This window comes from Pseudomonas sp. S2_A05 (genome assembly GCF_054668485.1).
The window spans coordinates 3,757,728-3,772,377 of record NZ_CP162775.1; the positions used below are offsets into that span (position 1 = coordinate 3,757,728).

The 14,650-nt window shown below is 61.0% G+C and carries 10 protein-coding genes; all 10 read left to right on the forward strand.

From position 1 onward, the window contains the following. The first annotated feature begins 32 nt into the window (after positions 1-32). Positions 33-209 carry a hypothetical protein gene (locus AB4O12_RS17120; RefSeq protein ID WP_003176118.1) on the forward strand — a complete coding sequence of 59 codons (177 nt, stop codon included), beginning with the start codon at positions 33-35 and terminating at the stop codon, positions 207-209. Next, the gene (locus tag AB4O12_RS17125) at positions 193-3,147 is read left to right on the forward strand and encodes a sensor histidine kinase (RefSeq protein WP_460059191.1); all 2,955 of its coding nucleotides are present in this window, start codon (positions 193-195) and stop codon (positions 3,145-3,147) included. The genes AB4O12_RS17120 and AB4O12_RS17125 overlap by 17 nt, the downstream gene beginning before the upstream one ends. A gap of 22 nt (positions 3,148-3,169) precedes the next feature. After that, positions 3,170-4,606, forward strand: a complete 1,437-nt coding sequence (locus AB4O12_RS17130) for a sigma-54-dependent transcriptional regulator (protein WP_041477828.1) — start codon at positions 3,170-3,172, stop codon at positions 4,604-4,606. A 733-nt stretch (positions 4,607-5,339) separates the two neighbouring features. Continuing rightward, positions 5,340-6,740, forward strand: coding sequence for a polynucleotide adenylyltransferase PcnB (locus AB4O12_RS17135; protein ID WP_039761624.1), 1,401 nt, complete (start codon positions 5,340-5,342; stop codon positions 6,738-6,740). A gap of 3 nt (positions 6,741-6,743) precedes the next feature. Further along, positions 6,744-7,229, forward strand: a complete 486-nt coding sequence (folK, locus tag AB4O12_RS17140) for a 2-amino-4-hydroxy-6-hydroxymethyldihydropteridine diphosphokinase (RefSeq protein WP_310220213.1) — start codon at positions 6,744-6,746, stop codon at positions 7,227-7,229. Between the two features lie 436 nt (positions 7,230-7,665). Beyond that, entirely contained in the window at positions 7,666-8,466 is an 801-nt protein-coding gene (gene panB / locus AB4O12_RS17145; RefSeq protein WP_041477826.1) for a 3-methyl-2-oxobutanoate hydroxymethyltransferase, read from the forward strand. Then, positions 8,463-9,323, forward strand: coding sequence for a pantoate--beta-alanine ligase (panC, locus tag AB4O12_RS17150; protein ID WP_460059194.1), 861 nt, complete (start codon positions 8,463-8,465; stop codon positions 9,321-9,323). Before panB ends, panC begins: the two co-directional genes overlap by 4 nt. A gap of 358 nt (positions 9,324-9,681) precedes the next feature. Beyond that, on the forward strand, positions 9,682-11,346 hold the full coding sequence (gene pgi, locus AB4O12_RS17155) for a glucose-6-phosphate isomerase (protein WP_016773160.1): 1,665 nt from the start codon (positions 9,682-9,684) through the stop codon (positions 11,344-11,346). Positions 11,347-11,547: 201 nt separating this feature from the next. After that, positions 11,548-13,485: an acetate--CoA ligase gene (acs, locus tag AB4O12_RS17160; RefSeq protein ID WP_150638513.1), complete on the forward strand. Its 1,938-nt coding sequence runs from the start codon at positions 11,548-11,550 to the stop codon at positions 13,483-13,485. A 136-nt stretch (positions 13,486-13,621) separates the two neighbouring features. Then, on the forward strand, positions 13,622-14,638 hold the full coding sequence (locus AB4O12_RS17165) for a class I SAM-dependent rRNA methyltransferase (RefSeq protein ID WP_252868295.1): 1,017 nt from the start codon (positions 13,622-13,624) through the stop codon (positions 14,636-14,638). Positions 14,639-14,650 lie beyond the last annotated feature (12 nt).

The following is a 14,650-nucleotide window of genomic DNA, read 5'->3' on the forward strand; positions in this document are numbered from 1 at the left end:
TTCGGGCACGCGCATAAAAAAGAGAGGCCGGGATGTACATCTATCGCTTGGTCCTGCTTTTGGTCGTCGGGATCTACCTGTTCTCCCCCGCCATCATGGATTGGTGGATCGACGCGACGGGCGCCTGGTATCGCCCTTATCTGCTCTGGCTGATCCTGATTGTCGTGACCTTCATCCTGCAGAGCCAAAAAGATGCCGATGAGCTTTAGCCTGACCCAGATGATCCTGATCAGCGCCGCGTACCTGGCGGCGCTGTTCGGCGTTGCCTGGGTCAGCGAACGGGGCATGATCCCGCGCGCGATCATTCGCCACCCGTTGACCTACACCCTGTCGCTGGGGGTTTACGCCAGTGCCTGGGCGTTCTACGGCACGGTGGGCCTGGCCTATCAGTACGGTTACGGCTTTCTGTCCAGTTATCTCGGCGTGTCCGGTGCATTCCTGCTGGCGCCGGTGCTGCTTTATCCGATCCTGAAGATCACCCGCACCTATCAACTGTCGTCGCTGGCCGACCTGTTTGCCTTCCGCTTTCGCAGCACCTGGGCCGGCGCGCTGACCACGATTTTCATGCTGATTGGCGTGTTGCCATTGCTTGCCCTGCAGATTCAGGCAGTGGCCGACTCGATCGGCATCCTCACCGGCGAACGTGTGCAGAGCCGCGTGGCGCTGGCGTTCTGTGCGCTGATCATTCTGTTCACGATTTTCTTCGGTTCCCGGCACATCGCCACGCGCGAGAAACATGAAGGGCTGGTGTTCGCGATTGCTTTCGAATCGATCATCAAACTGATCGCCCTCGGCGGCGTTGGCCTGTATGCGCTGTATGGCGTATTCGACGGCCCGCAACAGCTCGAACTGTGGCTGCTGCAAAACCAGACCGCCCTCGCCGCCCTGCACACGCCGTTGCAGGAAGGCCCGTGGCGCACACTGTTGCTGGTGTTCTTCGCCTCGGCGATCGTGATGCCGCACATGTATCACATGACCTTTACGGAAAACCTCAACCCGCGCTCGCTGGTCAGCGCCAGTTGGGGCCTGCCGTTGTTTCTGCTGTTGATGAGTCTTGCCGTACCGCTGATTCTCTGGGCCGGACTGAAACTCGGCGCCACCACCGACCCGGAATATTTCACCCTCGGCATCGGCATTGCCGCCAACAGCAAACCGCTGGCCTTGCTCGCCTACGTCGGTGGCCTGTCCGCCGCCAGTGGCCTGATCATCGTCACCACCCTGGCCTTGTCGGGCATGGCGCTGAACCATCTGGTGCTGCCGCTCTATCAGCCGCCGGCCGAAGGCAACATCTACCGCTGGCTGAAATGGACCCGTCGGGCGCTGATCGTGGCGATCATCATGGCCGGTTTCGGTTTCTACCTGATGCTCGGCGTCGAACAGGATCTGGCCAACCTCGGCATCGTCGCGTTCGTTGCGACCCTGCAATTTCTGCCCGGGGTGTTGTCGGTGCTGTACTGGCCGACCGCCAACCGCCGCGGTTTCATTGCCGGTCTGCTGGCGGGGATCACGGTCTGGGTGGTGACCATGCTGCTGCCGCTGGTCGGCAATCTGCAGGGTTTCTATATCCCGCTGCTGAACATGATCTACGTGCTCGACGACACCAGTTGGCACATGGCGGCCATCGCCTCGCTGGCCGCCAACGTGTTGATGTTCACCCTGATCTCGCTGTTCACCAACGCCAGCCCGGAAGAAGCCAGCGCCGCCGAAGCCTGCGCCGTGGACAACGTGCGCCGCCCGCAACGCCGCGAACTGCACGCCGCTTCGCCGCAGGAGTTCGCCACGCAACTGGCCAAGCCGCTGGGTGCCAAGGCCGCGCAGAAGGAGGTCGAGCAAGCGCTGCGCGACTTGTATCTGCCCTTCGATGAACGCCGGCCGTATGCCTTGCGCCGGTTGCGCGACCGCATCGAGGCCAACCTGTCCGGCCTGATGGGTCCGAGCGTTGCGCAGGACATGGTGGAAACCTTCCTGCCCTACAAGGCTGGCGGCGAAAACTACGTCACCGAAGACATTCACTTCATTGAAAGCCGTCTCGAGGATTACCACTCGCGCCTCACCGGCCTGGCCGCCGAACTCGACGCCCTGCGCCGCTACCACCGCCAGACCTTGCAGGAACTGCCGATGGGCGTCTGCTCGCTGGCCAAGGATCAGGAGATCCTGATGTGGAACAAGGCCATGGAAGAGCTGACCGGCATCGCTGCGCAGCGAGTGGTCGGTTCGCGTCTGAGTACCATCGCCAACCCGTGGAAAGAATTGCTGCAAGGCTTCATCAACCTGCCCGACGAGCATTTGCACAAACAGCATCTGGCCCTAGATGGTCAGACCCGCTGGCTGAATCTGCACAAAGCGGCAATCGACGAGCCGTTGGCCCCAGGTAACAGTGGCCTGGTGTTACTGGTCGAGGATCTGACCGAAACGCAGATGCTCGAAGATAAACTGGTGCATTCCGAACGGCTGGCCAGCATCGGCCGACTCGCAGCGGGTGTGGCCCACGAAATCGGCAACCCGATCACCGGCATCGCCTGCCTGGCGCAGAACCTGCGCGAAGAGCGCGAAGACGACGGCGAGCTGACGGAAATCAGCGGGCAGATTCTCGAGCAGACCAAACGCGTCTCGCGCATCGTCCAGTCGCTGATGAGCTTCGCCCATGCCGGCAGTCATCAGCACAACGACGAACCGGTGTGTCTGGCCGAAGTCGCGCAGGATGCCATCGGCCTGCTGGCGCTGAACCGGCGCAATTTCGAAGTGCAGTTCTACAACCTGTGCGATCCCGATCATTGGGTCGAAGGCGACCCGCAACGGCTTGCCCAGGTGCTGATCAATCTGCTCTCCAACGCCCGCGACGCCTCGCCGCCGCACAGTGCGGTACGGGTCAAGAGCGAAGCCGGCGAACACACGGTCGATCTGATCGTCGAAGACGAAGGCGGCGGTATTCCGTCGAGCATCATGGACCGATTGTTCGAACCTTTCTTCACCACCAAGGATCCGGGTGAAGGCACCGGTCTGGGCCTTGCACTGGTCTATTCCATCGTTGAAGAGCATTATGGACAAATCACCATCGACAGCCCGGCTGATGTACAAAGCCAACGCGGCACCCGTATCCGGGTGACCTTACCGCGTCATGTCGAAGCGACGTCCGCTGTGAACTGAGACCGTCGAGAGTATCGAATCAATGCCGCACATTTTGATCGTCGAAGACGAAACCATTATCCGCTCCGCCTTGCGCCGCCTGCTGGAACGCAACCAGTACCAGGTCAGCGAAGCCGGATCAGTGCAGGAAGCACAAGAACGCTTCACCATTCCTACGTTCGATCTGATCGTCAGCGACCTGCGCCTGCCGGGCGCTCCGGGCACCGAGCTGATCAAGCTCGGGCAAGGCACACCGGTGCTGATCATGACCAGTTACGCCAGCCTGCGCTCGGCGGTCGACTCGATGAAAATGGGTGCGGTCGATTACATCGCCAAGCCGTTCGACCACGATGAAATGCTCCAGGCGGTTGCACGGATCCTGCGCGATCGCCAGTCGGCGCCAGCTGCCGGCGAAACCACGGCGAGCAAGCCTGCCGCCGGCAACGGCAAAGCCGCTGTGGATAACAGCAATGGCGAAATCGGCATCATCGGCTCCTGCCCGCCGATGCAGGACCTGTACAGCAAGATCCGCAAAGTCGCGCCAACCGATTCCAACGTATTGATTCAGGGTGAGTCCGGCACCGGGAAAGAGCTGGTGGCCCGCGCCCTGCACAATCTGTCGAAACGCGCGAAGGCGCCGATGATCTCGGTGAACTGCGCGGCGATTCCGGAAAGCCTGATCGAGTCCGAACTGTTCGGCCACGAGAAAGGCGCGTTCACCGGAGCCAGCGCCGGTCGCGCCGGTCTGGTCGAAGCGGCGGACGGCGGCACCCTGTTCCTCGATGAGATCGGCGAACTGCCCCTCGAAGCCCAGGCTCGCTTGCTGCGGGTTCTGCAGGAGGGCGAGATCCGCCGCGTAGGTTCGGTGCAGTCGCAGAAAGTCGATGTGCGCCTGATCGCTGCAACGCACCGAGATCTGAAGAGCCTGGCGAAAATCGGCCAGTTCCGTGAAGACCTTTATTACCGTCTGCACGTGATTGCCCTGAAGCTGCCGCCGCTGCGCGAGCGTGGCGCCGACGTCAACGAAATCGCCAATGCCTTCCTCGCTCGCCAGAGCGCGCGGATCAATCGCACCGACCTGAAATTCGCTGCCGACGCTGAACAGGCGATCCGGCACTATTCGTGGCCCGGTAACGTGCGTGAGCTGGAAAACGCGGTTGAGCGCGCGGTGATTCTCAGCGAAAGCCCGGAGATTTCGGCCGACCTGCTGGGCATCGACATCGAGCTGAGCGATCTGGAAGACGACGAGTTCATCGGTCTGCCGCCGCAAACCGGCGGTAACGCCAGCAACAGCAGCCATGAGCCGACCGAGGATCTGTCGCTGGAAGACTATTTCCAGCACTTCGTCCTCGAGCATCAGGACCACATGACCGAGACCGAACTGGCACGCAAACTGGGCGTCAGCCGCAAATGCCTGTGGGAACGCCGCCAGCGTCTGGGCATTCCACGGCGCAAGACCGGGGTCGCCAGCGAAAGCTGAGCGTTACCCACCGCGTGCGCGGGTAACGCATGACAACGTGAAAAAACTGTTACCGCAGTCGATTCACGTAACAGAAGCCGGGGTTATCGGTAACGAAACCCCGGCTTTTTTTCGCCCCTGCAAAACGGTTATATCGACCTAACCCCTTGTTTTACTGGGCTTGGCAAAAGTTGGCACGCACCCTGCTATATGTTTGGTACAAGAACAATAACAAGCAATGCACAAGACAATAAAAATAAGACGAATCGACTCACGCACAATAAAAACAAGACGGCGAGAGGCGCAGCTAACTGATTCTTTTGGAGAGGCGTTGTATTTGGGGCTTGCCCCACGACCAGGCCGAGAACAACAAAAACTGTCCTAAGACAGAGCCTGTACTGGTTGGATCGACAGATCACTGCAATTCAGCGACCAAAGCAATCCGTTTGCTCTTGGCTCCCGATTGGGAGGGTCACGAAGGAAACGCTTCGTGGCGAGGGCACTCAACAAAAACAAGAAGCCCGAATCAATAATAAAAAGAGCACGCAACTACTTCTTGGGGAGCTTCGGCTCCCCTTGTAGTTTCTCCCCTCCGTGAAATCCCCCCGTTTCCCGCGTTCGACCCTTGCAGCTTGCGGCTTGCAGCTCATATCTGCTGCGTCCTACACCATCCCCCGACTAAATGCTAGAATCTGCGCCCATCATGCGGTCATTCTTTTGGTATGGCCGAACATTCCTTCAAACAGTGCATCCCATGCTGAAGAAGCTGTTCCAGTCATTCCGAACTCCCGTGCGTCGTACGCAACACATCCGCAGCACCCCTGAAGTGCTCAACAGCGGCCAACATTCGCTGCAGAAAACGCAGTTCAGCCGCTATGCGGTGAATATCGTCGAACGCCTGCAAGGTGCCGGTTACCAGGCTTATCTGGTCGGTGGTTGCGTGCGTGACATGCTGTTGGGCATCACGCCCAAGGATTTCGACGTCGCCACCAGCGCCACCCCCGAGCAGGTCCGTGCCGAATTCCGCAATGCGCGGATCATCGGTCGCCGGTTCAAACTGGTGCACATCCATTTCGGTCGCGAAATCATTGAAGTCGCGACCTTCCGCGCCAATCACCCGGTCAACGAAGACGAGGAAGACAGCAACCAGTCTTCGCGCAACGAGAGCGGGCGGATTCTGCGCGACAACGTCTACGGCACCCTGGAAGAAGACGCGCAACGCCGCGACTTCACCATCAATGCTCTGTATTACGATCCGGTCAGCGAGCGCATTCTCGATTATGCCAATGGCGTGCACGACATTCGCAATCACCTGATCCGTCTGATCGGCGACCCGAAGCAGCGTTACCAGGAAGACCCGGTGCGCATGCTGCGGGCCGTGCGTTTTGCCGCCAAGCTCAACTTCGGCATCGAGAAGCACACCGTGCAGCCGATCCGTGAGCTGGCGCCGATGCTGCGCGAGATTCCGTCGGCGCGGCTGTTCGAAGAAGTGCTCAAGCTGTTCCTCTCCGGGCACGGCGCGATCACCTTTGAAATGCTGGTTGATCTGCAACTGTTCGCCCCGCTGTTCCCGGCCAGTGCCGAAGCGCTGGAATACAATCCGGAATACACCCACACCTTGATCAGCGAAGCGCTGACCAACACCGACCTGCGCATCAAGCAGAACAAACCGGTGACCCCGGCGTTCCTGTTTGCCGCCCTGCTCTGGCCGGCACTGCCGGCCCGCGTGTTGCGTCTGCAGGAACGTGGCATGCCGCCGATTCCGGCGATGCAGGAAGCCGCTCACGAGCTGATTGCCGAACAGTGCCAGCGCATCGCGATTCCGAAGCGCTTCACCATGCCGATCCGCGAAATCTGGGACATGCAGGAACGCCTGCCACGGCGCAGTGGCAAACGCGCCGATCTGTTGCTGGACAACCCGCGCTTCCGTGCCGGTTACGATTTCCTCCTGCTGCGCGAAAGCGCCGGTGAGGAGACCGATGGCCTCGGCGAATGGTGGACCGATTATCAGGACGCCAACGACAGCGAGCGTCGCGACATGATCCGCGACCTCAGCGGCAAGGGTGACGATGCCAGCGGCGCGCCACGCAAACGTCGCCGCAGTGGCGGTTCCAAGCGCAAGCGCGCCGGCGCTTCGAGCGCGACGGGCGAGTAAGCGATGGAACGCATCTACATTGGTCTGGGCAGCAACCTCGCTGACCCGGCCGACCAGTTGCGCAGCGCCATCGCGGCGCTGGGGCAATTGCCGCAGACGAGTCTTGCCGGCGTTTCAGCCTTTTATCAAAGCGATTCACTGTTGCCGGGCCAGCCGCGCTACACCAACGCTGTCGCCGCCCTCGACAGCTCGCTCGCACCGATCGAGTTGCTCGACGCCTTGCAGGCGATCGAAAACGCTCAGGGCCGCGAACGTCTGGAACGCTGGGGACCACGCACGCTGGATCTGGATATTCTGCTGTTCGGCGATCGCCTGATCGATGAGCCACGGCTGAAGGTCCCGCATTACCAGATTCAGGAGCGGGCGTTCGTTCTCTATCCCCTCGCTGAACTGGCACCGCAGGATCTGCGTCTTGCCGACGGCCGCACGCTGACAGACCTGCTGGCCGCCTGCCCGTTCGTCGGCCTCGAACGCATCTCCCAGCCCTGACAAAAATCTTCTGTGAAATGTGGTTATGTGGCGAGGGGATTTATCCCCGCTGGACTGCGAAGCAGGCCCAAATCTGACCAAGCCGTATACAAACATGGGGCCGCTCCGCGACCCAACGGGGATAAATCCCCTCGCCACAGGTCACCTGCCAATCTCCAGTTTTTGTCAGACAAAAATCCCCCCAATCAGGCCCGCCGCGCCGCTGAATCGCATCAGTAACGCCGGTAACACCGCCCGCGTAACAAGGCGGTAACACACGCAATTGACTTCCTGTTGGCTCATCACGACTATAGGCGTCCCGCTGCCGCCAACCCGGCATGAACGGGCGCAATCCAGGCCTTTCAAAGCACGACACAAGACCGTGCGCCTGAGTAGATGAAGAATCACGCGCGTGACTCGCAGCAGTTTCCAGAGCGCCTGAACGAGGATTTTTTACATGCCAGCCATCACCCTGACCACGCTCCAGAGCCTCAAGCAGAAAGGTGAAAAAATCACCATGCTGACCTGCTATGACGCGACCTTCGCCCATGCCTGCAATGAGGCCGGTGTCGAAGTGCTGCTGGTCGGCGACTCCCTGGGCATGGTCCTGCAGGGGCACGACAGCACCCTGCCAGTGACCACGGCGGAAATGGCCTATCACGTCGCCAGCGTCAAGCGTGGCAATGGCGATGCCCTGATCCTCGCCGACCTGCCGTTCATGGCCAACGCCACCCTCGAACAGACCATGAACAACAGCGCCATGCTGATGCAGGCCGGCGCGCACATGGTCAAGGTTGAAGGTCAGCTATGGCTGGCGGAGTCGATACGCCTGCTCGCCGAGCGCGGTGTGCCGGTGTGTGCGCACATGGGCCTGACCCCGCAAGCGGTGAACATCCTTGGTGGCTATAAGGTGCAGGGCCGCAATGAGAACCAGGCGCGGCAGATGCGTGCCGATGCGATCGCGCTGGAGCAGGCCGGTGCGGCCATGCTGTTGCTCGAGTGCGTGCCGAGCGAACTGGCGGCAGAAATCAGCCAGGCCGTGGGCATTCCGGTGATCGGTATCGGTGCCGGCAACGCCACCGACGGCCAGGTACTGGTATTGCACGACATGCTCGGCCTGTCGATCACCGGCCGCGTCCCCAAATTCGTCAAGAACTTCATGCAAGGTCAGGACAGCATCCAGGCCGCGCTGAAGGCTTACGTCAGTGAAGTCAAAGCCACCACGTTTCCCGGCATCGAACACGGATTCTCTGCATGAACACCGTCAAAACCGTACGCGAACTGCGTGCCGCCGTCGCTCGCGCGCGCAGTGAAGGCAAGCGCATCGGCTTCGTGCCGACCATGGGCAACCTGCACAGCGGCCACGTCGCATTGATCACCAAGGCTACGCAGCGAGTCGATTTCGTCGTCGCGAGTATTTTCGTCAACCCGCTGCAGTTCGGCGCCGGCGAAGACCTCGACAAATACCCGCGCACCCTCGCCGCCGATCAGGAAAAGCTCCTCGAAGCCGGTTGCGACCTGCTGTTCGCGCCGACGGTTGAAGAGATGTACCCGGACGGCATGGCCGGCCAAACCGGGGTCAGCGTGCCGCAATTGTCCGAAGGCCTGTGTGGTGCCAGCCGTCCGGGGCACTTCGAAGGTGTGGCGACCGTAGTCAGCAAGCTGTTCAACATGGTCCAACCGGACCTGGCGATCTTCGGCCAGAAGGATTACCAGCAACTGGCGGTGATCCGCGCACTGGTGCATGACCTGAACATGCCGATCCAGATCATCGGCGAGCCAACCGTACGTGCTGCGGACGGTCTAGCGCTGTCGTCGCGCAACGGCTTCCTCAGTGAAGACCAGCGCGCCGTGGCACCGGTGGTGTATCGCGTGCTGAGCAGCATCGCCGAATCGATCAAACAAGGTGAGCGTGATTACCCGGCGCTGATCGCTGCGCAGTTGCAGGTGCTGGAAGCGGCGGGGCTGCGTCCGGATTATCTGGAAATCCGTCATGGCCTGACCTTGCGTCCGGCGACGGCGGAGGATCGCGATCTGGTGATTCTCGCGGCGGCGTTCCTCGGCACCACGCGGTTGATCGACAACCTGCACCTGAATCTCGATAGCCCGATTTAAGCAGCAACGAATTTCCCTGTGGGAGCGAGCCTGCTCGCGAAGGCGGTGTATCAGCGACTTATAAGTTGCCTGACACCACGCCTTCGCGAGCAAGCTCGCTCCCACATGTGTTTCCGGTGCATGCCGGTTGGGCGAAAGTCTTCCGGGCACCTCCGTTTGTCGGCCAGATTCCTCTGCGGATGTTAAAAAAGTACAGGGATCTGGTCAGACAAAGTCAAGACAGAACGCAGCGCGAGGTTTACTGTATTCGCCCTGTGTCCAGATCTCGTGTCGACGCAGTTGATCCCATGCGCTAAAACCCGTGGTTGATCTGTACCGTGTTCAAAAGGCCGTTCAAGTAAAAAGGAAAACCGCAGCGATGGCGTACTACCGCACTCCTCACGACGTTACCGCTCTGCCCGCCTGGCAAGCGTTGAAAGACCACCGCCAAGCCATGCAGGATTTCAGCATGCGCGAAGCCTTCAACGCCGATCCGCAGCGTTTCAATCAGTTCACCCTCAGCAGCTGCGGTCTGTTTCTCGATTATTCGAAGAATTTGATCAACGCCGAGACCCGCAACCTGCTCGTGGGCCTGGCCAATGAAGTCGATCTGAAGGGCGCGATCAAAGCGCTGTTCGACGGCGAAATCGTCAATGCCTCCGAAGGCCGCCCGGCACTGCACACCGCCCTGCGCCGCCCGGTCGGCGACAAATTGTCGGTCAACGGCGTCAACGTGATGCCGGAAGTGCACAAGGTGCTGAACCAGATCACCGATCTCGTCGGTCGCATCCACGATGGCTTGTGGCGCGGTTACACCGAGAAGCCGATCACTGACGTGGTCAACATCGGTATCGGTGGTTCGTTCCTCGGTCCTGAGCTGGTGTCCGAAGCACTGCTGTCCTACGCGCAGAAAGGCGTGCGCTGCCACTATCTGGCAAACATCGACGGCAGCGAGTTCCATGAGCTGACGCAAAAACTGCGCGCCGAGACCACGCTGTTCATCGTTTCGTCGAAGTCGTTCAACACCCTCGAAACCCTGAAGAACGCGCAGGCCGCACGCGCCTGGTACCTGGCGCAGGGCGGCTCGGAAGCCGAGCTGTATCGCCACTTCATCGCTGTGTCGAGCAACAATGCCGCCGCTGTGGCCTTCGGTATCCGCGAAGAAAACATCTTCCCGATGTGGGACTGGGTCGGCGGGCGTTACTCGCTGTGGTCGGCCATCGGTTTGCCGATCGCCCTGGCCATCGGCATGTCCAACTTCAAGGAACTGCTGTCCGGTGCCTACACCATGGACCAGCATTTCCAGACCGCGCCGTTCGAACAGAACATGCCGGTGCTGCTGGCGCTGCTCGGCGTGTGGTACGGCAACTTCTGGGGTGCGCAGAGCCACGCGATCCTGCCGTACGACCACTACCTGCGCAACATCACCAAGCACCTGCAACAGCTGGACATGGAGTCCAATGGCAAGAGCGTGCGTCAGGACGGCACCTCGGTGTCGACCGATACCGGCCCGGTGATCTGGGGCGGCGTCGGCTGCAACGGCCAGCACGCTTATCACCAGTTGCTGCACCAGGGCACCCAACTGATCCCGGCCGACTTCATCGTGCCGATCGTCAGCTTCAACCCGGTTTCCGACCATCACCAGTGGCTGTACGCCAACTGCCTGTCGCAGAGCCAGGCGCTGATGCTCGGCAAGACCCTGCCGGAAGCCGAAGCCGAACTGCGCGACAAAGGCATGGGCGAAGACGACGTGCGCAAACTGGCGCCGCACAAGGTGATCCCGGGCAATCGCCCGAGCAACACCTTGGTGGTGGAACGCATCAGCCCGCGTCGCCTTGGCGCCCTGGTGGCGATGTATGAGCACAAAGTGTTCGTGCAAAGCGTGGTCTGGGGCATCAACGCCTTCGACCAGTGGGGTGTGGAACTGGGCAAGGAATTGGGCAAAGGCGTCTACAACCGCCTGGTCGGCAGCGACGAGACCGTGGCTGACGATGCCTCGACTCAAGGCCTGATCAACTACTTCCGCGGGCGCCATCGCGGCTGATAAAAGCCTTCGGGCACAACGCTGTTCCCCTGTGGGAGCGAGCCTTCTCGCGAAAGCGGTTCTTCATTCAACACCTTCGTTGACTGACATTCCGCCTTCGCGAGCAGGCTCGCTCCCGCAGTTGTTTTGGCGCATGACTTGAACCTGTGCAGCGCTCGGCGCATCTTTATTCGTGTCGCACCACAAGAATAAGGAACCGTCATGTTCGATATCAGCACGTTCCCCAAAGCCGATGCCGTGCGCCAGGCCGCTCAGTTGAGCCAGGACGAGTATCGGCGCCTGTACCGCGAATCGATTGAACACCCCAGTGCCTTCTGGGCCGAGCAGGCCACGCGTTTTCTCGATTGGAGCACGCCGTGGCAGACCGTTCAGCGCTATGACCTGAAAACCGGAGAAGCCGCCTGGTTTGCCGGCGGCAAGCTCAACGTCAGCTACAACTGCATCGACCGTCACCTCAAGCAACGCGGCGAGCAGACCGCCCTGCTCTGGGAAGGCGACGATCCTGCCGAGTCGGCGCAGATCACTTACAACAAACTCCATCACCACGTCTGCCGTTTGGCCAACGTGCTGAAAAGCCGTGGCGTAAAGAAAGGCGACCGGGTGTGCATCTACATGCCGATGATCCCCGAAGCCGCCTACGCCATGCTCGCCTGCGCGCGAATCGGCGCGATTCATTCGGTGGTGTTCGGCGGATTTTCCCCGGATTCCCTGCGTGATCGAATTCTCGACGCCGACTGCCGTACCGTGATCACCGCCGATGAGGGCGTACGTGGCGGCCGCTTCGTGCCACTGAAAAACAACGTCGACAAAGCCCTGCAAAGCTGCCCGAACGTCAGCACCGTGGTGGTCGTCGAGCGCACTCAGGGCCAAGTCGATTGGGTCGAAGGCCGTGACCTTTGGTATCACCAGGCCGTGCGCGAGGTCAGCGATGACTGCCCGCCGGAACCGATGGACGCCGAAGATCCGCTGTTCATCCTCTACACCTCCGGCAGCACCGGCAAACCCAAAGGCGTGCTGCACACTACCGGCGGCTATCTGCTGCAAGCGGCGATGACCTTCAAATATGTGCTCGACTACCGCGACGGCGAAGTGTTCTGGTGCACCGCCGACGTCGGCTGGGTCACCGGCCACAGTTACATCGTCTACGGGCCGCTGGCCAACGGTGCGACCACACTGATGTTCGAAGGCGTGCCGAGCTACCCGAGCAGTTCGCGCTTCTGGCAGGTCATCGACAAGCACAAGGTCAACATTTTCTACACCGCGCCCACCGCCCTGCGCGCGCTGATGCGCGAAGGCGCCGGACCATTGAAGGAAACTTCGCGCGCCAGCCTCAGATTGCTCGGCAGCGTCGGTGAGCCGATCAACCCGGAAGCGTGGGAATGGTATTTCAATGCTGTCGGTGAACAGCGCTGCCCGATCGTCGACACCTGGTGGCAGACCGAAACCGGCGGCATCATGCTCAGCCCGCTGGTCAGCGCCCAACGGATCAAACCCGGCTGCGCGACGCAACCGATGTTCGGCGTGCAACCGGTATTGCTTGACGAAGCCGGCAAGGAAATCAAAGGCGCCGGCAGCGGCGTGCTGGCGATCAAATCCAGCTGGCCGGCGCAGATTCGCAGCGTCTACGGCGATCCGCAGCGGATGATCGACACCTACTTCAAGCCCTACCCCGGCTATTACTTCACCGGCGACGGCGCCCGCCGTGACGAGGACGGCGATTACTGGATTACCGGACGCATCGACGATGTGATCAACGTCTCCGGCCACCGCATCGGCACCGCCGAAGTGGAGAGCGCCCTGGTGCTGCACGACAGCATCGCCGAAGCCGCCGTGGTCGGTTATCCCCACGACGTCAAAGGCCAGGGCATCTACGCATTCGTGACGCCAATGAACGGCACCGAGGCCAACGAAGAGCTGAAGAAAGACCTGCTGGCGCATGTCAGCAAGGAGATCGGCAGCTTCGCCAAACCTGACCTGATCCAGTGGGCGCCGGCATTGCCCAAGACCCGTTCGGGCAAGATCATGCGGCGGATTCTGCGCAAGATTGCCTGCAATGAGCTCGACAGCCTTGGCGATACTTCGACCCTGGCAGATCCGAGTGTGGTGCAGGACCTCGTTGATAAACGTTTGAATCAATAGCTTCGCGAGCAGGCTCGCTGCCACAGGTGATCGCATTGCACATGTGGCAGCGAGCTCGCTCGCGAAGGGCCATCACGCGATCCCCCGGCAAACTGTTAAACTCCCGCGCCCCAATTCCCCTCAGCAAGGCGCCCGCATGTCTTCCTTGAATCAGGCGCTGCGCGCCGCCCTCGATCAACGCCAGGACCTGCTCGCTGCGCTGCACAGCCAGGGCACCGATTGCTATCGGCTGTTCCACGGCAGCCAGGAAGGCGCCGGCGGCCTGACCATCGACCGCTACGGCCCGCAACTGCTGGTGCAGAGTTTTCACCAGACGCTCGAACGTGACGACCTGCTGCAACTGCACGCCATGGTCAACCAGACCCTGGGCTTCGACAGCCTGCTGGTCTACAACGACCGCTCCCGTGGCAACTCGCGGATTGATCGCGAGGACAGCGTCTATAAAGCCGATGACGCCGCACTGGCGGATCTGGTCGGTCATGAATGGGGCCTGAACTACCGCGTGCGCGGGCGTCATGCCGGACAGGATCCGCTACTGTTCCTCGACCTGCGCAACACCCGTGGCTGGGTCAAGGATCACGCGCAAGGCAAAAGCGTGCTCAACCTGTTCGCTTACACCTGTGGTGTTGGCCTCAGTGCAGCGGCCGGCGGTGCACGTGAGGTGTGCAACCTCGATTTTGCCGAGGGCAACCTGGCGGTCGGTCGCGAGAATGGTTTGCTCAACCCGCAACTGCCGCCGATGCAATTCATTCAGTCCGATTACTTCCCGGCGATCCGCCAGCTCGCTGGCCTGCCGATCAGCGTGCGGCGCGGGCAGAAGCTGCCGAGCTATCAGCGCCTCGAACAGCGCCAATACGATCTGGTCCTGCTCGATCCGCCGGCGTGGGCCAAAAGCGCATTCGGCACCGTCGACCTGCTACGCGATTATCAGAGCCTGCTCAAACCCGCGCTGCTGGCCACCGCCGACAACGGCGTACTGATCTGCTGCAACAACCTGGCGAAAGTCAGCATGGACGACTGGCGCGAACAAGTGCTGCGCTGCGCCGAAAAGGCCGGTCGCCCGGTGCGCGAATGGAGCGTGATGACCCCGGGTGCGGACTTCCCCTCGCGGGACCAGCAGCCACCGTTGAAGACACTGATTTTGCAGCTGTGATCCCTCCGGCAT

What these genes read in the sequence shown, in the direction of transcription:
- AB4O12_RS17120 (WP_003176118.1), top strand. Translation starts at nt 33, where the DNA reads ATGTACATCTATCGCTTGGTCCTGCTTTTGGTCGTCGGGATCTACCTG.
- AB4O12_RS17125 (WP_460059191.1), top strand. Translation starts at nt 193, where the DNA reads ATGCCGATGAGCTTTAGCCTGACCCAGATGATCCTGATCAGCGCCGCG.
- AB4O12_RS17130 (WP_041477828.1), top strand. Translation starts at nt 3,170, where the DNA reads ATGCCGCACATTTTGATCGTCGAAGACGAAACCATTATCCGCTCCGCC.
- AB4O12_RS17135 (WP_039761624.1), top strand. Translation starts at nt 5,340, where the DNA reads ATGCTGAAGAAGCTGTTCCAGTCATTCCGAACTCCCGTGCGTCGTACG.
- folK (WP_310220213.1), top strand. Translation starts at nt 6,744, where the DNA reads ATGGAACGCATCTACATTGGTCTGGGCAGCAACCTCGCTGACCCGGCC.
- panB (WP_041477826.1), top strand. Translation starts at nt 7,666, where the DNA reads ATGCCAGCCATCACCCTGACCACGCTCCAGAGCCTCAAGCAGAAAGGT.
- panC (WP_460059194.1), top strand. Translation starts at nt 8,463, where the DNA reads ATGAACACCGTCAAAACCGTACGCGAACTGCGTGCCGCCGTCGCTCGC.
- pgi (WP_016773160.1), top strand. Translation starts at nt 9,682, where the DNA reads ATGGCGTACTACCGCACTCCTCACGACGTTACCGCTCTGCCCGCCTGG.
- acs (WP_150638513.1), top strand. Translation starts at nt 11,548, where the DNA reads ATGTTCGATATCAGCACGTTCCCCAAAGCCGATGCCGTGCGCCAGGCC.
- AB4O12_RS17165 (WP_252868295.1), top strand. Translation starts at nt 13,622, where the DNA reads ATGTCTTCCTTGAATCAGGCGCTGCGCGCCGCCCTCGATCAACGCCAG.